General features: G+C 64.4%; 21 protein-coding genes. 9 read left to right on the top strand and 12 right to left on the bottom strand.

What is annotated here, in order from left to right; all coding sequences use genetic code 11:
* Window positions 1-22 precede the first annotated feature (22 nt).
* The 3 genes from N2K98_RS04120 to N2K98_RS04110 form a co-directional block, all read right to left on the bottom strand.
* Window positions 23-1,258 (bottom strand): NADP-dependent isocitrate dehydrogenase, encoded by a 1,236-nt coding sequence (locus N2K98_RS04120; RefSeq protein WP_227924196.1) that lies wholly within the window; start codon window positions 1,256-1,258, stop codon window positions 23-25.
* 163 nt (window positions 1,259-1,421) lie between these two features.
* Window positions 1,422-3,035, bottom strand: a complete 1,614-nt coding sequence (purH, locus tag N2K98_RS04115; protein ID WP_255866131.1) for a bifunctional phosphoribosylaminoimidazolecarboxamide formyltransferase/IMP cyclohydrolase — start codon at window positions 3,033-3,035, stop codon at window positions 1,422-1,424.
* 217 nt (window positions 3,036-3,252) lie between these two features.
* Entirely contained in the window at window positions 3,253-3,498 is a 246-nt protein-coding gene (locus N2K98_RS04110; protein ID WP_255866130.1) for a DUF559 domain-containing protein, read from the bottom strand.
* Window positions 3,499-3,615: 117 nt separating this feature from the next.
* Here N2K98_RS04110 and N2K98_RS04105 point away from each other — a divergent pair, with 117 nt between their 5' ends.
* The gene (locus N2K98_RS04105) at window positions 3,616-4,968 is read left to right on the top strand and encodes an MFS transporter (protein WP_255866129.1); all 1,353 of its coding nucleotides are present in this window, start codon (window positions 3,616-3,618) and stop codon (window positions 4,966-4,968) included.
* Between the two features lie 7 nt (window positions 4,969-4,975).
* Here the strand turns inward: N2K98_RS04105 and purN are convergent, their stop codons facing one another.
* Entirely contained in the window at window positions 4,976-5,554 is a 579-nt protein-coding gene (gene purN, locus N2K98_RS04100; protein ID WP_255866128.1) for a phosphoribosylglycinamide formyltransferase, read from the bottom strand.
* 40 nt (window positions 5,555-5,594) lie between these two features.
* Between purN and N2K98_RS04095 the strand changes: the two genes are divergently transcribed.
* Complete coding sequence (locus tag N2K98_RS04095) at window positions 5,595-6,026, top strand: hypothetical protein (RefSeq protein ID WP_255798467.1); 432 nt, start codon at window positions 5,595-5,597, stop codon at window positions 6,024-6,026.
* Here N2K98_RS04095 and N2K98_RS04090 read toward each other — a convergent pair.
* Together N2K98_RS04090 and N2K98_RS04085 are read right to left on the bottom strand one after the other, a co-directional pair.
* On the bottom strand, window positions 6,023-7,273 hold the full coding sequence (locus N2K98_RS04090) for a cell division protein PerM (RefSeq protein WP_255798652.1): 1,251 nt from the start codon (window positions 7,271-7,273) through the stop codon (window positions 6,023-6,025). The genes N2K98_RS04095 and N2K98_RS04090 overlap by 4 nt on opposite strands.
* A gap of 116 nt (window positions 7,274-7,389) precedes the next feature.
* Window positions 7,390-8,136: a sulfite exporter TauE/SafE family protein gene (locus N2K98_RS04085; protein WP_255798466.1), complete on the bottom strand. Its 747-nt coding sequence runs from the start codon at window positions 8,134-8,136 to the stop codon at window positions 7,390-7,392.
* Window positions 8,137-8,158: 22 nt separating this feature from the next.
* Between N2K98_RS04085 and N2K98_RS04080 the strand changes: the two genes are divergently transcribed.
* The 3 genes from N2K98_RS04080 to N2K98_RS04070 all read left to right on the top strand — a co-directional run bounded on the left by N2K98_RS04080 (window position 8,159) and on the right by N2K98_RS04070 (window position 10,234).
* On the top strand, window positions 8,159-8,794 hold the full coding sequence (locus N2K98_RS04080; protein ID WP_255866127.1) for a DUF1684 domain-containing protein: 636 nt from the start codon (window positions 8,159-8,161) through the stop codon (window positions 8,792-8,794).
* A gap of 66 nt (window positions 8,795-8,860) precedes the next feature.
* Window positions 8,861-9,418 carry a GNAT family N-acetyltransferase gene (locus N2K98_RS04075; RefSeq protein ID WP_255866126.1) on the top strand — a complete coding sequence of 186 codons (558 nt, stop codon included), beginning with the start codon at window positions 8,861-8,863 and terminating at the stop codon, window positions 9,416-9,418.
* Window positions 9,419-9,430: 12 nt separating this feature from the next.
* Entirely contained in the window at window positions 9,431-10,234 is an 804-nt protein-coding gene (locus N2K98_RS04070) for an MSMEG_6728 family protein (RefSeq protein ID WP_255866125.1), read from the top strand.
* Between the two features lie 663 nt (window positions 10,235-10,897).
* Here the strand turns inward: N2K98_RS04070 and N2K98_RS04065 are convergent.
* Together N2K98_RS04065 and N2K98_RS04060 are read right to left on the bottom strand one after the other, a co-directional pair.
* Window positions 10,898-11,617 (bottom strand): hypothetical protein, encoded by a 720-nt coding sequence (locus tag N2K98_RS04065; RefSeq protein ID WP_260554009.1) that lies wholly within the window; start codon window positions 11,615-11,617, stop codon window positions 10,898-10,900.
* Window positions 11,618-11,804: 187 nt separating this feature from the next.
* The gene (locus N2K98_RS04060; RefSeq protein WP_255866123.1) at window positions 11,805-12,473 is read right to left on the bottom strand and encodes a DUF6318 family protein; all 669 of its coding nucleotides are present in this window, start codon (window positions 12,471-12,473) and stop codon (window positions 11,805-11,807) included.
* A gap of 203 nt (window positions 12,474-12,676) precedes the next feature.
* Between N2K98_RS04060 and N2K98_RS04055 the strand changes: the two genes are divergently transcribed.
* Window positions 12,677-13,264 carry a GNAT family N-acetyltransferase gene (locus N2K98_RS04055; RefSeq protein ID WP_255866122.1) on the top strand — a complete coding sequence of 196 codons (588 nt, stop codon included), beginning with the start codon at window positions 12,677-12,679 and terminating at the stop codon, window positions 13,262-13,264.
* 60 nt (window positions 13,265-13,324) lie between these two features.
* Here the strand turns inward: N2K98_RS04055 and N2K98_RS04050 are convergent, their stop codons facing one another.
* A complete protein-coding gene (locus tag N2K98_RS04050) occupies window positions 13,325-13,975 on the bottom strand; it encodes a hypothetical protein (protein ID WP_255866120.1) in 651 nt (216 codons plus the stop codon).
* Between the two features lie 256 nt (window positions 13,976-14,231).
* On the opposite strand from N2K98_RS04050, the gene N2K98_RS04045 reads away from it, so the two are divergent.
* On the top strand, window positions 14,232-15,800 hold the full coding sequence (locus N2K98_RS04045) for a stealth family protein (RefSeq protein ID WP_407080021.1): 1,569 nt from the start codon (window positions 14,232-14,234) through the stop codon (window positions 15,798-15,800).
* Between the two features lie 67 nt (window positions 15,801-15,867).
* On the opposite strand, the gene N2K98_RS04040 is transcribed toward N2K98_RS04045, so the two are convergent.
* Window positions 15,868-17,541 (bottom strand): catalase, encoded by a 1,674-nt coding sequence (locus N2K98_RS04040; protein WP_146362568.1) that lies wholly within the window; start codon window positions 17,539-17,541, stop codon window positions 15,868-15,870.
* Window positions 17,542-17,681: 140 nt separating this feature from the next.
* Between N2K98_RS04040 and N2K98_RS04035 the strand changes: the two genes are divergently transcribed.
* Window positions 17,682-18,107 carry a pyridoxamine 5'-phosphate oxidase family protein gene (locus N2K98_RS04035; protein ID WP_255798457.1) on the top strand — a complete coding sequence of 142 codons (426 nt, stop codon included), beginning with the start codon at window positions 17,682-17,684 and terminating at the stop codon, window positions 18,105-18,107.
* Here N2K98_RS04035 and N2K98_RS04030 read toward each other — a convergent pair.
* Complete coding sequence (locus N2K98_RS04030) at window positions 18,104-19,000, bottom strand: phosphodiesterase (protein ID WP_255866119.1); 897 nt, start codon at window positions 18,998-19,000, stop codon at window positions 18,104-18,106. The genes N2K98_RS04035 and N2K98_RS04030 overlap by 4 nt on opposite strands.
* Window positions 19,001-19,191: 191 nt before the next feature.
* On the opposite strand from N2K98_RS04030, the gene N2K98_RS17195 reads away from it, so the two are divergent.
* Window positions 19,192-19,833, top strand: a complete 642-nt coding sequence (locus N2K98_RS17195) for a hypothetical protein (RefSeq protein ID WP_308219834.1) — start codon at window positions 19,192-19,194, stop codon at window positions 19,831-19,833.
* A 9-nt stretch (window positions 19,834-19,842) separates the two neighbouring features.
* On the opposite strand, the gene N2K98_RS04020 is transcribed toward N2K98_RS17195, so the two are convergent.
* Complete coding sequence (locus N2K98_RS04020; RefSeq protein WP_255866118.1) at window positions 19,843-20,592, bottom strand: sulfite exporter TauE/SafE family protein; 750 nt, start codon at window positions 20,590-20,592, stop codon at window positions 19,843-19,845.
* Window positions 20,593-20,695: the final 103 nt, after the last annotated feature.

Genomic DNA, 20,695 nt, shown 5'->3' with positions numbered 1-20,695 from the left:
GTCGTCGTTGGTGCAGTGATGCTTAGGCTGCAACCTCGGCGCCCAGGCGGGCCTTGAGGTTCTCGTCCAGTGCGGCGAGGAACTCTTCCGTGGTCAGGTAGGCCTGGTCGGGGCCGACCAGCAGTGCCAGGTCCTTGGTCATCTTGCCGGATTCGACCGTCTTGATGACAACGTCTTCAAGGGTCTCGGCGAAGTTGATGACCTCGGGGGTGTTGTCCAGCTTGCCGCGGTGCATCAGGCCACGGGTCCACGCGAAGATCGAGGCGATCGGGTTCGTGGAGGTGGGCTTGCCCTGCTGGTGCTGGCGGTAGTGGCGGGTAACCGTACCGTGTGCAGCTTCGGCCTCGACGGTCTGGCCGTCCGGGGTCATCAGCACGGAGGTCATCAGGCCCAGCGAACCGAAGCCCTGTGCCACGGTGTCGGACTGGACGTCGCCGTCGTAGTTCTTGCAGGCCCAGACGTAGCCGCCTTCCCACTTCATCGCGGAGGCAACCATGTCATCGATCAGGCGGTGCTCGTAAGTGAGGCCGGCTGCTTCGAACTGGTCCTTGAACTCGGCGTCGAAGACTTCCTGGAACAGGTCCTTGAACTGGCCGTCGTAGGCCTTCAGGATCGTGTTCTTGGTGGAGAGGTACACCGGGTAGTTACGCTGCAGGCCGTAGGCGAAGGAAGCGCGCGCGAAGTCCTTGATGGAATCGTTGAAGTTGTACATACCCATGGCGACGCCGCCATCTTCGTTGTACGTAACAACCTGCTGCTTGATTTCTTCGCTGCCGTCGGCGGGCGTGTAGGTCAGCGTCAGGGTACCGGCACCGGGAACCTTGAAGTTCGTGGCCTTGTACTGGTCGCCGTGGGCGTGGCGGCCGATGATGATCGGCTTGTTCCAGCCCGGGACCAGGCGCGGGATGTTGGAGATGATGATCGGTTCGCGGAAGACCACGCCGCCCAGGATGTTGCGGATGGTCCCGTTCGGGGAGACCCACATCTTCTTCAGGCCGAATTCCTCGACGCGTGCTTCGTCGGGGGTGATCGTGGCGCACTTGACGCCCACGCCGTGTTCCTTGATGGCGTTGGCGGCGTCGATGGTGACCTGGTCATCGGTCGCGTCGCGGTTCTGGATGGAGAGGTCGTAGTACTTCAGGTCGACGTCCAGGTACGGGTTGATCAGGCGATCCTTAATGAACTGCCAGATGATGCGCGTCATCTCGTCGCCGTCGAGCTCTACTACAGAGCCCACAACCTTAATTTTCTCAGCCACACGATCTCCTTGTGTGTTGGTGGGCACCGGAGCATGTCTTATGGCATGACGGAACCCGTCTTTTTGGCTTTTATTTGAGTTCAACTATGCCACAGCCCACTATCCGTGCCCTAAACAGCAAGGCGGCGCATTACCTGCACCGCCTTGCCGTTCCAGGCAGACTTCAGTGGAAGAAGTGGCGCGCACCAGTGAAGTACATGGTGATGCCGGCCGCCGCTGCGGCTTCAATGACTTCGTTGTCGCGGACCGATCCCCCCGGCTGTACCACCGCACGGACGCCGGCGTCGGCCAGGATCTGCAGGCCGTCCGCAAAGGGGAAGAACGCATCGGACGCGGCTACCGACCCGCTGGCCCGTTCCTCGCCGGGACCGCCGAGCGTATTGGCACGTTCGACGGCGAGCCGGCAGGAATCGACCCGGTTGACCTGCCCCATGCCCACGCCCACCGAGGCTCCGTCCTTCGCCAGCAGGATGGCGTTGGACTTGGCTGCACGCACGGCGGACCAGGCGAAGGCCAGATCGGCCAGCGTTGCTTCATCCGCGGCCTCCCCCGCCGCCAGGGTCCAGTTCGCGGGGTCATCGCCCTCGGCCTGCAGCCGGTCCGTCTTCTGCACCAGGACGCCTCCGGACACCTGCCGGAATTCGGTGTCATTGCGCCCGTAGCCGTCCGGCAGCGCCAGCAGGCGGATGTTCTTTTTCGCCGAGAGGATCTCCACGGCTTCCGGCTCGAAGTCAGGGGCGATCACCACCTCCGTGAAAATCTCCTTCACGGTCCGGGCCATGCCGGCTGTGACCGTCCTGTTGGCGGCAATCACTCCGCCGAAGGCCGAAACCGGGTCGCAGGCATGGGCCTTGGCGTGCGCGTCCGCGATGGGGTCCGCGGCACCGGGGGAAGCCACGGCGATACCGCACGGGTTGGCATGCTTGACGACGGCGACTGCCGGTTCCGTGAAATCGAAGGCTGCGCGCAGGGCGGCGTCTGCGTCCACGTAGTTGTTGTAGGACATGGCCTTCCCGTGCAGCTGGTCGGCCTGGGCGACCCCGGGCCGGGCGCCCTTGTCCACGTAAAGCGCGGCGTCCTGGTGCGGGTTTTCGCCGTAGCGCAGCACCTCGGCCCGTTCCAGGGACAGACCGGTGTAGGCCGGCCATTTGGTGCCGTCTTCGGTGCCGTCGCCGAACTGCTCTGCCGTCCATGTGGCAACGGCCGTGTCATAGGCAGCGGTATGCGCGAACGCTTCGGCGGCCAGCCGGCGCCGCTCTGCCAGGGCGAATCCGCCTTCGGCTGCCGCAGTGACGACGTCGGAGTACTTGTTGGGATCCACCACCACGGCCACCGAGGGGTGGTTCTTCGCCGCGGCGCGGACCATGGAAGGGCCGCCAATGTCGATCTGTTCCACCACTTCGTCCTGGCCGGCGCCGGAGCGGACGGTCTCCACGAACGGGTAGAGGTTCACCACCACCAGGTCGAAGGGTTCAATCTCCATTTCCTCCAGCTGGGCTACGTGGTCCTCGCGGCGGCGGTCGGCGAGGATACCGGCATGTACCCGCGGGTGCAGCGTCTTGACGCGTCCGTCCAGGCATTCCTTGAAGCCGGTGACTTCCGCGACCTCGGTTACGGAGACGCCCGCTGCGGCAATCTGCTTTGCGGTGGAACCGGTGGAGACAATGCTGACGCCGGCTGCCGCGAGGCCCTGCGCAAGCTCTGTCAGGCCCGTCTTGTTGTAGACCGAGATCAGGGCCCGGCGGATAGGAACACGGTCAAGGACGGGATTGCTCACTGCTGACACTCCAAGTGGTCGATGATCGGTGCGCAGGCCGTGCGGCCCACGAGAAGTTTATGCCTTCGCTTCCCGTCGGTCCCGGGACGGAGGTAACAACCTGTCGCGGGGGCCGTTTCCGCGCGTTCCCGGGATCGAAAGAGCAATAGTTACCGATTTCCCTTCCTAAAACGGTAACTACTGCCTTTTCGGTGTTCTGCCACCGGCACGAGACCGGTTACAGAGGCTGTCCGGGCCGCCACCCACGGGCCAGCAGGACGGCGCGGACTTTCCCCGCCGTGCCTGCTTCGTTCTCCGGGCGCAGATGCTTCTTGCTGAATCGCAGCACCGCCCACCCCAACTGGCGGAGCCGATCATCCCGCTCGATATCCCGATGCCACTGATCAGGATCCAGCAAGTGGTGTTCCCCTTCGTATTCAAGAGCAATTCGCAGCCGCCGGTACTGCAGGTCATGCTCAGCCATGGCCCCATCCTCCCGGACACCGAAAGCAGTTTCCGGGCTATCCACAGGGGCGGGCACCAAGCCCTGTATTGTTCTCCCCGAACCCGAGCATCTCCCCTCCGAAAGGCCCCGAACCACATGTCCGTCACTAACGCCCTGCCCACCGGAGACCAGGTGGTCCAGAACCTGCCCTGGCGGTGGAAGGTCCAGGGCAAAATCTTCCTCATCGGCGGCCTGGGCTTTATGTTCGATGCCTGGGACGTAACGCTGAACGGCGTCCTGATTCCCCTGCTCTCCAAGGAATGGGAACTGGCCCCGGCCCAGGCGGCCTGGATTGGAACAGCCAACCTGCTCGGCATGGCGATCGGCGCCTTCGTCTGGGGTTCCATTGCCGATGCGATCGGCCGGAAGCGGGCCTTTTCCGCCACCCTGCTGGTGTTCTCAATCTTTACGGTGCTGGGCGCCTTCTCCCCTGACATCGTCTGGTTCTGCATCTTCCGTTTCATGGCCGGCTTCGGGTTGGGCGGCTGCGTTCCGGTGGACTATGCACTGGTGGGTGAGTTCACTCCCAAGAAACAGCGAGGGAGGGTGCTGACCGGCATGGACGGCTGGTGGCCCGTCGGCGCAGCGTTATGCGGTGTCACCTCCGCGGCCATCATCGCCACCTTCGCGGATTGGCGCTACACCATGCTGATCATGGTCATCCCTGCGCTCCTGGTCTTCTGGGTGCGGCGCTCGGTCCCCGAGTCTCCGCTTTATCTGGTCCGCAAGGGCCGCACCTCGGAAGCCTCCGCCGTCATCGATGACCTGGTCCGCCGAACCGGCGGGACGCAGACCGAATGGCACCTGCCCGAACCGCAGGCCCCTGAGAAGCTGTCCCTGCGCACCATGAGCACCCAGCTCACGGACCTCTGGCGGTTCAGCGCCAAGACCACTATTGCCGCCTGGTCCCTGTTCCTGACTATCCTGCTGGTCTATTACCTGGCCCTGCAGTGGATGCCGAAAATCCTCGTGGACGCCGGGTTCGCCGAACACCGCGCGTTCCTGACCACCTCGGGGATGGCCGCCGTCGGCCTGCTGGGAGTCATCGTGGCGGCGCTGCTCGTGGAAAAGGTCGGCCGGAAATGGATCCTGGCGATCACCGGTCCGCTGTCGGCTGCCATCCTGGTGGTGGTCGCCCTGGTGGTGGATGTCCCCGCTGCAGCCACGATCCTGCTGCTGGTGTACGGATTTGTGGTGCAGGTGGCCATTCCCGTGCTCTATGCCTACGTCTCGGAGCTTTACCCCACCAACCTGCGCGGCAGCGGTTTCGGCTGGGCGTCCACCGTTTCCCGGATCGGTGCCGGGTTCGGTCCGCTGATCTTCGTGTCGGTGCTCTGGCCCTATCTGGGACTGCCGATGTCCTTCGCACTGGCCGGGGTCCTGGTCCTGCTGGCCGTACTGTGGATGGCCCGGTTCGCGCCCGAGACGAAGGGCGCCGCACTGGACTAGCCGCTGGTTAGAGCGCGGGCAGGCCCTCGCGGCTGATCCGGTCCAGCGTTTCGATCAGCAGCCGCCGTTCCTGCACCTTGATGCGTTCGTGCAGCGTTTCCTCAGTGTCGCCGTCGAGCACTTCGACGGCGGCCTGGGCGAGGATCGGCCCGGTGTCCACGCCGGCGTCGGCCAGATGAACCGTGCAGCCGGTGATCTTCACACCGTACGCAAGCGCGTCACGGACGCCGTGCGCCCCGGGGAAGGACGGCAGCAACGCCGGGTGCGTGTTCAGGTAGCGTCCCTCGAAGGTGTCGATGAAATGCTCGTCCACTATCCGCATGAATCCGGAGGACAGGACCAGGTCCGGCTCATACGAGGCAACCTTCTCCGTGAGTGCCCGGTTCCAGTCCGCCCGCACCGGGTACTCCCGGAAGGGGACCACGAAGGTCGGGTAGCCGGCGTCGGCGGCGCGCTGGACCCCGAAGGTTCCGGGCCGGTCCGAGCCGACGGCGGCAATCTCCACGTCAAGCCTGCCGTCGCGGACGGCGTCGAGCACCGCCTGGAGGTTGGATCCGGTGCCGGACACGAGGACTACGATGCGCATGCGTCCACCATAGGACGCGGCGTCCCCTACGCTTAAACCCATGACCGACGGCACTCAGCACCAGACCAAGACCCTGCCCGCGCCCGACAGCCGCCACCCCGCGCCCTCGGACGAGCAAAAACGCAACGCGTTCCAGTATGTAGTTCTGTTCTGGCTACTGATGTTCGCCACACTGCTGAGCAGCAACCTGGTTCTGCCGTGGAAGCTGATCCCGCTTGCGCTGGGGATCGCCGCACTGGTGGTGGGGATCATCGCCGTGATCAAGCTGGCCAGGCGCCGGATGGGGCCGCTGATGCCGATACTGGTGTCGCTGAGCCTGGTCATCACGGCCCTCACAACCTTGGGGCTGGCCGGAATGACTTTGCTCTGGGATGAGACCATGACCTACGAATCCTGCATGCGCTCCGCCCTCACCCTCGACGGAGTGGAAGCCTGCGAGGCCGAATACCTGCCGTTCCAGCAGATCCGCTAAGCGTCCGGCTTGGGCTCACGCTCCAGCCACGGGCCTACTGCGTAACCAAGTACGACGCCGATCCCTACTTCCGCGGCCACCCACAGCCCCAGACACAGCGGGTCCGATCCCAGACTCACGAAGCGTCCGATGCCAAGGGAGCCGAGCGCCAGCCACGCAGCGCCGGCGGCCAGCAGCCCGGACACCAGACCGACGATCACCCCGAGTACAAGCGTGGAGACGGGTGCGGTGAACCAGCGGGCGCGGATCTTGATGGAAAGCCACTCGTCGAAGTGGTTTTCGCCTTCCCGGAGGAACCACCAGCCCGCCAGGATCCCGGCCATCACCGGGATCAGCAGTGCCGCGTAGCCGTATTCCATATTTCCCACAGGCAAAGCTGCCAGCACCGGCAGCGCGGGCAGCGGACCGACGGTGGTTTCCAGCGGACTGATCATGCTTCCGGTTCCCAGCGAGAAGCCTGCACCCGACGCCCAGCCCAGAGTCCAGACCACGAAGTTCGGCATCAGCCCCAGCTCCACCACAGTGAGCACGGCACCGCCCAGCGCACCGGCGTCGAGCCGCTCGTAGACGGACGCGATCTCGGCCCAGTTCATTGCCAGGGCCACCACGAGCAGCACGGATGAGAGACCCAGTGCGGCGAGCGTGCCCACCGCGCCGGCGCGCAGCGCCGCCCACATGTATGAACCCGCCCAGCGGGAATGCTGGCTGGTGCGGGCAATCCAATCGGTCAGGTCCATGCCGATCAGCCGCACCCAGGAACCGGCCTCTATCCGGGCACCCACAATGAGCCCCGCTCCTGCAGCGATCAGCGGCACCAGTGCACCTGCCGTCACGGAAATCCGCACGCCTTCGGTACTGCAGAAGTACGCCGCTGCGGCACCGATCAGCGCATAGGTACCCATTGCGCCCAGCAGCGCCTGCCAGAGCTGGTCCGTGTAGGAGGCCCGGGCAAGCCGCCGGCCGGCCCGCCAGGACAGGAAGAATGGAATCAGCGTCAGTCCCAGCGGAAAGAAGGAGAGCAGGCCGGAGGCGGGTGCCTCTCCCAGTTCGCCGGCTGGAAAGCTCAACGACATCGGCACGCCGTGGATCAGCAACCACGCCTGGCCACCCAAGCGAGCCAGGGAGGTGAAGTCTCGATCCGTAAAGCCATTGGCAAACCACACGCCGATGAGCGGCAGGAGGACCAGCAGGGCTGAAAGCACCGCAGCCTGACCCAACTCGAGGGTTCCCTGCAACCAGAGTGGCATGGGCGGCACACCCGGCTTCTTCGGCCGCAATAAAATTTTCATCGTTTCTATCGTGCCATCCGGCCCCGCGCAGCCCGTTGAGGCGCCGGCGTGAGTCGGGTAACTCCGGCCGGGCCCTAGAGGTCGACCAGGCCCTTGACCAGTGCCGTTGCTGCGCCGATGAACGCAATAATGATCACGGCCAGCCGCGCCTGGTCATCGCGGATGTAGCGCTGCAGTTTCTCCCCGACGAAGATCCCGCCCACAATCATGAGCCCGATCAACGCCCACGCCCAGGACTGGAACGGCGGCATCTGTCCCGGATCCAGCAGCAGCTTGGACGTCAGGGTGACCATGGCGGTCGTGACGAAGAACGGCTGCAGCGTGGCGGCGAACGGGCGTTGCGGCCAACGGGCCAGCAACGCATACACGCTTACCGCGGGACCGCCGACGCCGGCCATCGCGTTCGTGATCCCGGAAGCGAAACCGGCCACGGCTTTCGGGACATTGCCGGTCAGCACCACGGAGGTGCGCTGCAGGAGCAGTGAGATGCTCAGCGCCACGAGGACGACGGCGCCCACCGTCACGGCCAGGGGCGCTGCGGGCAGGTACACCGCGGCTGCTGACGCCGGCACGCTGGCAATGACCGCGGGGACGGCCAGCCACCGGTACATCGACCAGTCCACGTCACGCCAGACGCGGAACATGATCAGCAGCGAAGAGACCAGTCCGCAGATGTTCACCATTAGCACTCCCCCGTGGGAGCCGAGGATGATCACCAGGAAGGGTGAAATCAGGAGCGCAAAGCCCAGGCCGGCGATCCGCTGGGCGATCGCGCCGATAAAGATGGCGACGAGCACCACTATGAGGAGTCCGGTAGTCACTCGAACACACTACGCTGGACGAATGGTATCTCCCGTCACAGCCCTTGCCACCGCCGATTGGCGTCGTAATACGTTCGCCCTCTACGAGCAGGTGCGGCGCGCCGCGGAGGGCATTGCGGCGTCGCACTCCCATGCTTTGTGGGCCACCGGACGGGACCGGCTCTTCGGCACCCACCCGGCGTCGCCCCTTCCCGAAGACACGCGGCGCCGCTTCCGCGGGCTGCGTACGGCCCGCTACGATCCGGCGTTCCGGTTCGAGGCAGTAATTGACGACGCCGGCGCCGGCGAGAAGATGGAGGTCGCTACGGGGACGGACGGCGTGGTGCCGTTCACCCGGCTCGGCACAGTCTCCGCCGACGGCGTAGGCAGCCTGGCCGTCTGGCATCTGGACTCCTATGGCGGCGGGATCTTCATCCCGGTGCGCGATGCGACGTCCGGCGTCGACGGCGGCAGCTACGGAGGCGGGCGGTACCTGCTGGACACCATAAAGGGTGCGAACCTCGGGACGGGCGATCTTCCCGGCAGTCTGATCCTGGATTTCAATTTCCTCTACAACCCGTCCTGCGCCTATGACGAGGCATGGGCTTGCCCGCTTCCGGGTCCGGACAACACCGTGGACGCCGCCCTGCAGGTGGGCGAGCTGTACGCGAGGTACTGATTCGGGGAACCCTGCCAGGTTACGTGGGCGGGCCGGTCCGGCGCTCCCCGTGCCTATGCTGGAAGGGTGCAAGCTTCCATTTCATCCGCAACGCTTGAAGATGTTCCCGGGCTTGCCGATCTGGCTGCCGTCACCTTTCCGCTGGCCTGTCCGCCTGAGGTAACCCCGGCGGACAGCGCGGCGTTTGTCGCGGCGAATCTTTCCGCGGAGCGTTTCGCCGGCTATCTCGGCGATGAGACCTGCCGTGTGCTGGTCGCCCGGACGGAGGGCCGGCTAAGCGGTTACTGTCTGCTGGTGCTGGCGCCGCCGTCGGATCCGGATGTGGTGGAGGCGCTGGAGTCGGGGCGGGCGATGCAGCCCTCAGGCGAGCTGAGCAAGTTCTACCTGCATCCGACTGCGCACGGAAGCGGTCTTGCCGGGCAGCTGGTGGAAGCTGCCGCTAGGGTGGCTGAGTCCGCGGGTGCCCGGTCTATGTGGCTGGGAGTGAACAACCGGAATGTGCGGGCCCAGTCCTTTTACCGCAAATCCGGGTTCACCACCGTCGGACGCCGGTCCTTCCAAGTGGGAGTCCATACTTTCCGGGACCTGATCATGGTCCGGCAGCTCGGCGCCGGCGGGCAGTGACAGACTAGGCCCGTGCAGACCTTCCTTCCGTATCCGAGCTTCGCCCGCAGCGCCGCCGTCCTGGACCAGGCGCGGCTGGGCAAGCAGCGGGTGGAAACCCTCCAGTTATTGCGCGGGCTGGTGGTTCCCGATTACGGCTGGCAGCGCCACCCCGCCCTGCTGATGTGGAAGGGCTTCGTTCCGGCGCTCACCGCCTACGGGCTGGCGATGACGGATGAGTGGATTGCCCGCGGACACGCCGACACCGTCCGGGAACAGATCCTGGAGTTCGCTCCGGAGGCTGCGGAAGCCTCGGAGGCCGACGTCGACCTTCCCGCCTGGATCGGGAACGAAGAGCTGCACCGCAGTCACCGCTCCAACCTGATCGAGAAGTCTCCGGACGTGTACGGACCGCTGTTTCCGGATACCGATGCCGGGCTGCCCTATGTCTGGCCCTCCCCTGCCGACGTTCCGGATCCTGTTGACCCTGGCCCGGATGAAGGACTGTGGGTGGTGCGTGCAGTCCCCGACGGCGATGCTGCCGCCATCGTGCTGCCGATGCTTTCCGCCAAGGGCACCCCCATCACCGGTAAGAAAGGCCGGCAGTTGCTGCGGTTGCTGGAGGACATGGACGACGGCGACCAGGTGGCTGTCCTTTCTCCAGCTGACCGGACCCGCCTGCTTCTTGGCCGAGCCGGGCCAGTGGAGCTCACGAACGATACGGCGGTGCGGCAGGTAAAGCTGAACGGGGAAGTATCCCGGGCAGCGTTCTCCTACCCTGCGGTGTTGCAGGATCCACGGACACTGTTTGCGGTGCCGCGCCCGGAATCGGTCTAGCAGCTGTCGTCTGTTGGGTTCACCATGCACGTACCTTCATGGTCGCGGTGGTGACGACTTCCACTTCGCCATCCTTGTCCGGATCATCCCTGCGGTTTGTCCGAATCCCCGCACCTCGTCCGGATCCCCCTGCGGTTTGTCCGAATCCCCGCACCTTGTCCGGATCCCCTGCGGTATGTCCCAATCCCCCCACCTTGTCCGGACCCCCCTGCGGTTTGTCCGAATCCCCCTGCGGTTTGTCCGAATCCCCGCACGTTGTCCGGATCACCCTGCGGTTTGTCCGAATCCCCGCACCTTGTCCGGATCCCCCTGCGCTTTGTCCGAATGCCCGCACCTTGTCCGGATCCCCCTGCGCTTTGTCCGAATCCCCGCACCTTGTCCGGATCCCCGCGCTGCGCGGCGCAGGGATTGTCACAAACCGTAGGGATTCCGACAAATCGAAGGATTTCCGGGCCCGGCGCCCGGAGCTCACGCGATTCGCGGCCCGCCGGGGCAGACTGCTCGGCATGGACAGGCAAGAAGAGCCCGACTATGTGCCGCACCGCTCTGACGGGCCGGTACCGGCTGATCGCTGTCACACTCCGGGCTGCTTGTCGCTCCACGAGCCCCACTTCGCCGGCTTGAAACCGTAGTTCGCAGGCTGATACCAGCCTGTGCGCCAGGCTAACATCCGACGCCGCTAGGGTTCACCAGGCAGTTGTCGGCGACGCTGCGGGTTTCCGCCCGCCAGACGCTCAGGGTCTGGGGTTCGGAGGACACCGCTGCCCGGCCATCGATGGGACTCATCGGCCCGCCGTTCACGGAATAGGTTCCGGAGAAATGCACAGTGGCACCCACTTGGTAGTCGCCGCTGGCCGTGTATTTGTGGCTGGTCTGGGTCTGCTCGCCCCACCGGTCCTGGGCCAGCGGGGCTCCCGGAACACTGGTGGGTCCGTAAACCGTGCCGTCCCCGTAGTTCAGTTCGAATTCGGTGGGGGTAGCGACAATCCGGACCGTCTGTTCGAGCAGCACCATTTCGAAGACCTGCTCCGCGGCCTCGACGTAAACGTTGGTTTCCATCCCTATCAAGGTGTGCGGACTGGGCTGCAGGACCAGCTTCCCGGCCGCTATCGGCCGCTCCTGGAAGGCCGTGAGGATCTGCGCCTGGATCTGCTCGCCGACATCCACCGGCTCTTCCGAATAAATGCAGGACGGCGTTTCGCTGACCTTTGTCCAAGTACTCGGGTCCGTTCCTTTCAATCCGGAGAACCAATACACAAGCCGGCCGTCTTCCCCAGCGGTGCACGCGGCCTGGTTCGCGGCAAGGCAGGAGACATCGCCGGCAAGATCATCAAAACAGACCGGCTCAAAACGATAGCCGGAAGGGTCGTCAGGGATACCCACGGGCATCTGCGTCCACATACCTGAGACGGGATCCTGCCGGAATACGGAACCCTGAACAGTCCCATTACCTTTAATCTTTCCGCTACCTCCCTCGATGCCGTTTACGTGAACTGAGGACAGCACCAGCAGGAGGCCAGTAATGGCGGTGATAGACAACATTCGGAAGATCCATAGAGTCATCTTGGCCTCACCCTTTTATGGTCACGATGTTCACGGCCACCCAGTTGTCCCCCACCCACGTCGCTTCGAAGAGCTGCACGGAAGGTGTCAGGTCGGCGTCCTCGCTGCCCTGTAGACCTTCGGGACCGTGATACTCCATCGCTTCCTGTTGAAATTGTGCCAGTGCTTGATAACGTCCTTCCGGAGTCAGCACGTAGTCGGAATGCGCACCTTGGACAGTAATCTTCGCGTTGGCTATCCAGTCGTTGTCCCGGTAACCGTTGTCAACCACCTCGTAGTAGTTGAGGCACGTCGTGCAGTCCGGACTGCTGATGTCCTGAACCAGCCCAACGTCGCCGGTCTCGTACCCGTAGTTGGCGGCTTCATACCAGTACCGGGCAAAGGCCTCGAGCCCTTCCTTCGACTCAACCTTCGCCTCCTCCGGCATCACCGGCGGCGGAACGTTCTCCGCCGGTCCCTCAGCCGACGCCGGCTTGTACTTGGCGCTGGGAGTGGGGGTCGGCGTCGGCGTTTCGGAAGCTGTGGCAGCCGGACTCGAAGGCGACTCCCCCGCTCCGGAATCCCCTGAATCGCCCGCCGCTCCGGAACACGCCGTCAGGAACAGCAACGGGACCGCAACCGCGGCGGTCGCGAGCTTCACCCGCACAGCAGGACGGAGCACTTCAGTTCTACTCATTCGAAAACCCCCAACGCTGGGTGGGCCGAGAGACAAAGTCGGTTCGGCCATAGTAATCAGGCCGCTGCAGAGCCTAACGACTTATCCACAGGGCACCAGAGTGGCTCCAAGTAATCAGTTTGCTTATAAGTTCCGCATTTGGGAGTATCGTCTGGACGTGGTCCAGCAGCTGTCCACCCGGTCCTACCTCCGCGGAGCCTGCTGTGAACCCCCTGACCCCTACCGCCCCTGCGGCCGTACCGACGCCAAACCTCGGTGCCCTCACCACTACGGATCTGCAGGAACGGGTTGTCTCTGCAGCCGATGACCTCGCCCGCAGCCCGAACAGTGAAACCAGGGAACGCTACCTCACCGTTCTGTCCGCATTGGAAGGACGCGGTGATGCGAGCCGGGGCCGAGAACGTGCGCTCAAACCGCAAAGGGTGACACCGGACAATACGAGTGTTTACAACAACCACCTGCACGGCCGGTACGAACTTTTCATAGACGGCACCCTGGCGGCCTACCTCCGGTATGAAATGCACCGGGGAGAGCTCTGGGCCCTGCGGACGACGGTTGATCCGGATTACCGGCCCAGCAAAGTCCAGGCCCTGCTCATCGAGGAAGTCCTCACCGAATCCCTGCGCCGACGTGTGGCGGTGTTGCCCTTCTGCCCGGAGACCCGGGAGCACCTTGCCGCCAAAAGGGAATTCCACAAGCTCGTGCCGCGCGAGCATTGGTCCCGTTTCACGCTCCGGCCGCCACGCAAGTCGCGACGGCGGCGCGCAGCTTCCGCCGACCCGGGCAAGTAAACCGGCCCGGGCATGTAAACCGCCACGTGCAAGTAAACCGGGAGCGAGTGAACACCGCAGCTAATCCGCGTTGCGCAGTGAGGTCAGCATCTCCCGAAGGTCCCGGTATTCCTGTGTTTCCCGGTACCGGGAAACACCTTCAAAGTATTCCTCCTGCGATGCCCCGGAACCGGCCGCATACTCCCCTGCGAACCGTCCCCCGCTGGACTCGGTCAGCGTGAAGAAATCGAACAGCCCGCACTCCGGACTCTGCTGCTGCCCGCTCACCACGGCGTAGGTCGCCTGCGCTGCCAGGCCCCCGGACGGCGCTAGGGAACGGTAAACAAAACGCTGGTCAGACCCCTGTTTGGACTCCAGCGCCGGCATCGGCACGCTCTCATACTCCACGTAGGACGCCGGTTCGGCGGGTTCGGAGCAGCTCAGGTCCGTGATGATGCCGGTGTCCAGCCGGGCAAGCACGCGGCCGCCGTCGTCGACCACTTCCAGGGACACCCCGCCTGCCGGATCATTGGCGCGAGCCGGAAGCTCCCGGATGTCCCAGCCGGACGGGTGCTCGAAGCGGAGACTGCTATCCGCCGTCGTATAGGTGGCCCATTCCGGGGCGGACGACGTCGGGCCCTCCTGCGGCGGAGCAGCACAGGATGAGATACTGGTGAGGAGCAATGCTGCCGCGAGCAGGCCACTGTTACGGGCGGTTATGTTACGGGCCATGGCTTTATGGGCGGTGCTGCCACGGGCGGTGTTACGGTATCCCACATCTACTCCCGGAATGTCCGTGTCCGAAGACAATGCTACTGGCGGCCCGCAGTTGAGCACATAGCGTTCGGAGCATCCCCGGCGCATCTTGAAGGACCCGCCGGACGCCCGGCAGCAGTTCCCGTGCAACGCAGCACTCATCAGCGCCTGCACTGTGGGCGCCTACCCACCCTAGGAGGTTCCTATTACCGATACAGCTGCTGAACACGATATCTACTTCGGAGCCCCGGAACCGGATCTAGAACCGGAGACCCTGCTCGCCGCTTCCCCCGCGGTGCTCCAGCGAGTGGAACAACGACCCAATGTCGCCCTGGTCAAGGGCCGCCTGGCCCTCATGGATACAGGACTCACACCGCACGAGGCCATGGTCGAGGACCTGCTCTTCGTACGCCGTGTACTCGACGACGCCGGTGTGACCTACCTTCTGGTGCGTGGAAATGACCAGCGGCCGGTGATCGCGGTCGACCTCCGGATGCGCCAGCAGCTCCGGAAGGCGATGGTCGAGGCCTGCCGCGACGAACCGTTCTACGCCCGGACCGTCGATACCAAAAAAAGCCGGACCCTGCTGATCGCAGACGGCGACCTCTCCTCCATCGACAAGGCCCGGATCATCCGGGTGTACCGTCCGCGGGCGTTTACCGGCACCAACCTGCTGATTTCAAGCTCGGCCGGCGTGCAGATTGAACTATGGGACCTGGAGGGCGAGAACATCACCCTGCCCGTGGAGAACTCCCTGACCCGCCGCACCCTCCCGGCCAGCGAGGTGGTCCGCGGCACCGTGGAAAAGCACGGATTGGCTTGGCCGACCATCGAGAACATGTTCGCGGACCACGCCACGGACATCCGGTTCGACATCGATCTGGTGTTCTCCTGGGTGGACGGCAGTTCCCCCGAGTTCCAGGCCGCCCGTGCCGCCCGGATGAGCGGCGTCGTGGTGGGCGAAGGCGATGACCACGAGGCCCGGTTCCGGCAGATCAACGAATTGAAATACGCCCTTCGTTCGGTGCACATGTTCGCGCCCTGGATCCGCCGCATCTTCATTGCCTCGGACTCGCCGCGGCCGGACTGGCTGGCTGAGCATCCGTCCGTCACCTTCGTGCCGGCGTCGGAGCATTTCAAGGACCCGTCCGTGCTGCCCACGCACAACTCCCAGGCGGTCGAGGCCCAGCTGCAGCACATCCCGGGACTGGCGGAGCACTTCCTGTACTCCAATGACGACATGTTCTTTGGCCGTCCGGTTGCCCCGGACATGTTCTTCTCCCCCGGCGGGATCACCAAGTTCATCGAGGCCAGCACCCGGATTGGCCTGGGCGCCAACGATTCCGAGCGCAGCGGCTTCGAAAATGCTGCAAGGGTGAACCGGCGGCTGCTCTGGGAGCGCTTCGGCCGGGTCACCACCCGCCACCTGGAACACACGGCAGCTCCCCTGCGCCGCAGCGTCCTGCTGGAAATGGAGGAGGAATTCCCCGAGGAGTTCGCTGCCACGGCCGCGAGCACCTTCCGGGCCAAGGACAACATCTCCGTGACCAACTCGCTCTACCACTACTACGCGCTGCTCACCGGCCGGGCGGTCACGCAGGAGACAGCGAAGGTTCGGTACGTGGACACCACCAGCTATGCCGGTCTGAAGATGATGGACCGGCTGCTCGCCAAACGCCACAAGGACATGTTCTGCCTCAATGACGGAAGCTTCCCGGAAGTCCCCGCGGCGGAACGGGCCGAACGGGTGACGGAGTTTTTGGAAAAGTACTTCCCGGTCCGGGCACCTTGGGAAAAGTAGGGGATTAAACGACGACGGCGCGGAACGCACCAAAAGTGCGCCCGCGCCGTCGTTGTGTGAAAGCTAGTTACCGGGTAACTACCACGTGCTCATTGGGCACGCAGTGAGTCATGGTCAGGCCTTCGACGTTCCGGGGACCGTTATGGCCCAGGTTCTTCATGCGCTCGGTTTCTTCCTCATTGAGCGTCTGGGTGGCCAGCGGGCCGAGATCCTTGATCTCGTCCAAGCTGATGCCCAGGCCCTCTCCGACGCGTGCGCCCAGCTCGTCGTCGGTCATGTAGAAGTGCCAGAGCATGCGCTCCTGCACCGGGCGGACAGCCTGGCCGACGTTGGCAATGAAGTTGGCGACCAAGTCGTCCTTCTCCCACTGCTCCATCAGCTGGTAGCGCTGGCCGGCCTGCATGTAGTCGTTCGTGCGGGGCAGGCGGGCGCGGGTCAGGCGACCCTCAAGCTCGGGGCCGACTTCAGCCTGTTCCGGCTTGGGTGCTTCCTGCAGGCCGCCGGTGATGTTCGGCTCGTAGTTCACGTGCGGGTTCTGCCCCGGCGCGAGGTCGGTGCCGTAGGACATCTGGCCGCCGCGCTGGTTGGTGGCGACCCGTGCGTTCTTCGCGGAGTTCACCGGAAGCTGCAGGTAGTTCGGGCCTACGCGGTAACGCTGCGTATCGGAGTAGCTGAACGTACGGCCAACGAGCATCTTGTCGTCGGAGAATTCCAGCCCGTCCACCAGGACACCGGTACCGAAAGCAATCTGCTCGTTTTCGTTGTGGTGGTCCGTGACGTTGCGGTTCAGGGTCATGGTGCCAATGAGCTTGGGTTCGAAATCCTGCTCCGGCCACGTCTTGGTGTCATCCAGCGGATCGAAGTCCAGTTCCGGATGGTCGTGGTCATCCATCATCTGGACGTACAGGTCCCACTTCGGGTAGTCGCCGCGTTCAATGGCCTCGTAGAGGTCCTTCGACGCATGGCCCAGATCATTGGCCTGGATGTTGGCGGCGTCTTCCTCGGTGAGGGACTTCACGCCTTCCCGCGGCTGGAAGTGGTACTTGACCAGCTTCGACTCGCCGGCAGCGTTGACCCAGCGGTAGGTGTTAACGCCGAAGCCCTGCATGTGGCGGTAATCCGCCGGGATGCCGCGCGGGCTGAAGAGGTTCACCAGCATGTGCATGGCTTCGGGAGTCTGCGACATGAAGTCGAAGATGCGGGCCGGTTCCTGGCGGAAGGTGACGGGGTCCGGCTTCAGGGAGTGAATCACGTCGGGGAACTTGATGGCATCGCGGATGAAGAAGACGCCGAGGTTGTTGCCGACCAGGTCCCAGTTGCCGTCTTCGGTGTAGAACTTCACGGCAAAGCCGCGCGGGTCACGGGCGGTCTCCGAAGAGTCCCGGCCACCGATAACCGAGGAAAGGCGGATGGCCAGGTCGGTCTTCTTGCCCGGCTCGGAGAAAAGCTTGGCGCGGGTGTACTTGGCAATGGGCTCGTCGCCCCACTTGCCGGTCGCTTCGAACTCGCCGTACGCCACGAAGCCGCGGGCGTGGACCACGCGCTCGGGGATCCGCTCACGGTCGAAGTGGCTGATCTTCTCGAGGAGCTGGTAGTTCTCCAGCGTGGCCGGGCCACGAGCTCCCACAGTCCGGGTGTTCTGGTTGTCGTAGACCGGGTGTCCCTGGCGTGTGGTCAGGGTCTTCGGGTCTCCGGCGTCGTTCTGGCCGGTAGTGGAATGCTGCTGTCCTGCGTCTGTCATAACGTGTGCTCCTCGGTGGTGAGGTCTATTGCTGGCTGGCAATACTACCTACTCCACTCTCTTGCAAGGGTAGGGACAGAGTCAAGTTCATAAGCAACCTGATGGTGGCGGTCCGGAGGTGCTGTTGGCACACTGTGTGAATGACTAATGAAGAGCTGCCGCCCGTGGTTGAACTGTCTTCAGAAGAAAGCTGGAAGTTTCTGGAACACACGCATCACGGCCGTCTTGCGGTCAGCGTGGCTAACCGCCCCAGCATCTATCCCATCAACTACCTGGCGCACGACGGCGTACTCCTCCTTCGCACCGCGCCGGGCACGAAGCTGGCGGAAATGGCGGTCAATACGCACGTAGCGTTCGAAGCCGACGGCATCCACAGTGACCAGGCCTGGTCCGTCATCGTCAAGGGAACAACCCGCTTCCTGGAGACGGGGGCCGAGATCGAAGCCGCGGACAGCCTTCCCCTGCAGCCCTGGGTTCGCACGGAGAAGTACCGCTACGTGGAGATTGTGCCCGAAACCGTCACCGGCCGGTTCTTCAACCTGGGCCCGGACCCGTCCCGGGACTAGGCGGATGTCAGTGTGAGCGCACCTGGTAGCCGGATACCCGCCTCCGCCAGGCGGGCAGCGGTTTCCTCCGGCCCCACCTGCTCCCCCACGGTGCCGCTTTCCTCCAAGGGCACCACGGAGTGCACCACCGAATCCTCGTAGAGGTGGACCATGTTGTAGCCCTGGCCCGCATCCTGGCCGCGGGTCCCCGGCGTCGCGAGGTCCTGCGTGTAACAGGTGGCTGACGCTACGGACACGGGGATCCCGGCGAAGGTGCTGAAGGTCGAATAGTGCAGGTGCCCGGCGATGATGGCCCGGACATCGCTGCCCGCCAAGACGCCTGCAAGCCGGTGCTGATGCCGCAGTTCAACCAGGACGGCGAGGTCCTGCACGCTGGGGACCGGCGGATGGTGCATTGCCAGGATGGTTCCCTCCGGAGCGGCCTTCTGCAGTTCCCGCCGCAGCCAGGCAAGCTGGCTGTCGCTGAGCTCCCCGTGGTGGTGGTCCGGGACGGTGGTGTCGAGGGTGATGATCCGCAGCCCGCCGAGGTGGTGCACCTGGTCCACCGGCGACATTTCCGGAGCCTCGTTTAGCAGGACCTGGCGGAAAGCCGCCCGGTTGTCGTGGTTGCCCATCGCCCAGATCACCCGGGAACCCATCCGTTCAGCGGCAGGGATAACGATCTCCCGGAGCTTGGCGTAGGCGCCGGCTTCACCGCGGTCCGCCAGGTCGCCGGTGAAAATAAGAGCTTCGGGCTGTTGTCCGCTGTCTTCGAGACGGGCGAAGAGTGCACGAAGTTTGGCATGGCTGTCCACTGCGCCATACAGGCGGTTGTCACCCCCGAGCAGGTGCGTGTCGCTGAGATGGAGGAGGAAATGACGCGGGCGAGGATGCTCACCCGGGAGGAATTCCATCGGAACCTTCTTGTGTCGACAGCTGCTGCGGCGTACCCCTTTATAAAAGCAGACAAGGCGACCGGTGAGTAACCTGTTCCCCCGCGTTTCGGACATTTTCGCCCGGCTCTTCGCCACCGTTCGTTCCAGCGTCTACTCTGGCGCAGGCACCGCGGCGGCCGTAGGCTCAGAATTGAATCGAAGGGACTCCCATGAAACTCAGCCATATTCCCCTGCGCCTGACCACCGGCGCCTACATCCTCAATTCCGGTCTCAATAAGCGCAATCTGGATGCGGAAAGCGCCGCGTACCTGCAGCAGATGGCCGCCAAAGCCTTTCCCCAGGTCCAGGACATTGAACCGGCGAAATTCGGCAAGCTGCTGAGCAACGCGGAGATCTGCGTGGGACTGTCCCTGCTGCTCCCGTTCGTTCCCAGCCGCCTGGCCGGGCTCATTTTGGGCGGCTTCTCCGGCGGCATGATCCGGATGTACCTCATGACGCCGGAAATGACGGAAGCGGATGGCATCCGCCCCTCCCCCGACGGCATGGGGCTGGCAAAGGACACCTGGATGGCCGGCATTGCCACCGCACTGGTCCTGGACCGCAAACGGCCGAAGACCAAGGTCAAGGTCGTCAAGGTTCCGACGCCGGTGATGGGTACCGCGGCAGCGGTCGGCGCCAAGGGTGCAGGCAAGGCAGCGGCGAAGGCGGGCAAGACGGCCAAAGCCGCCAAGACTGCGAAGGCAGCCAAAGCCGACAAGTCCGGGAAGGCCGTGAAGGTTGCCAAGGCGGCTGCAGCCGTGAAGGTTGCCAAGGCCGCCAAGGAGCGTGCGGGAAAGTCCGGCGGCAAATAGGCTCTGCGGCTACTGCAGGTCGATGATCCCCTTGACCAGGGCGGACACGGCTCCCAGGTAGGCCAGAACGACGACGACGCGGCGGGCCGTGGACTCGGGAACGTGCGGTGCCAGCCGGCTTCCGGTTCGAAGCCCGGCAACGGTGAGGATGCCGAGCAGTACCCAGAGCCACCAGGCCAGCTGCGGCCACTCCCCCGGGTCCACCACGGCGTGGGCCGCCAGGGTCACAATGCTCAGCGTGGCAAGGAAGGGCTGCATGGTTGCCATGAAGGATGCCTGCGGCCACTTGGCCAGGACTGCGTAGGCGCTCACGGCTGGAACCCCGGCTCCGGCCATGGAGTTGCTGATTCCGGCTAAGAGTCCTGCGGCAGCTTTCGGCGAACCTCCGCGCAGCACCATCTCGGTCCGGTTCAGCACCAGGGATGACGTCAGGGCGGCGAGCATAAAAACACCGACTCCGATTTCCAGCGGTCCCACCGGAAGGACCGACGCCGCATATGTTCCCAGCAGCACGCCGAGCGCCGCCGGCACGGCCAGCGAGACGTACATTTTCCAGTCGATACGCTGCCAGACGTGCCGGATCACCAGACCGGCGGCCAGCATGCCGCACACATTGGTGACCACGACACCCGGGTACGGGCCGAGGGCAACGATGAAGAACGGCGCCAGCAGGAGTCCGAAGCCAATCCCGGCCACACGCTGCGCGATTCCCCCAACAAAGACGGCGACCAAGATCGCCAGCAGCAGTCCGGAATTCACTGCCGAAGTCTATGGCGGAAGACTCCCGGCTCCCAATTTCGACGTTTAGGTTTCGACGTTTAGGCAAATTACGCAACACCCCGGAAACAACCCGGTGGCACAA

Source organism: Arthrobacter jinronghuae (assembly GCF_025244825.1).
Taxonomy (GTDB): Bacteria; Actinomycetota; Actinomycetes; order Actinomycetales; family Micrococcaceae; genus Arthrobacter_B; species Arthrobacter_B jinronghuae.
This window is presented reverse-complemented; position numbering and strand designations above follow the sequence as displayed.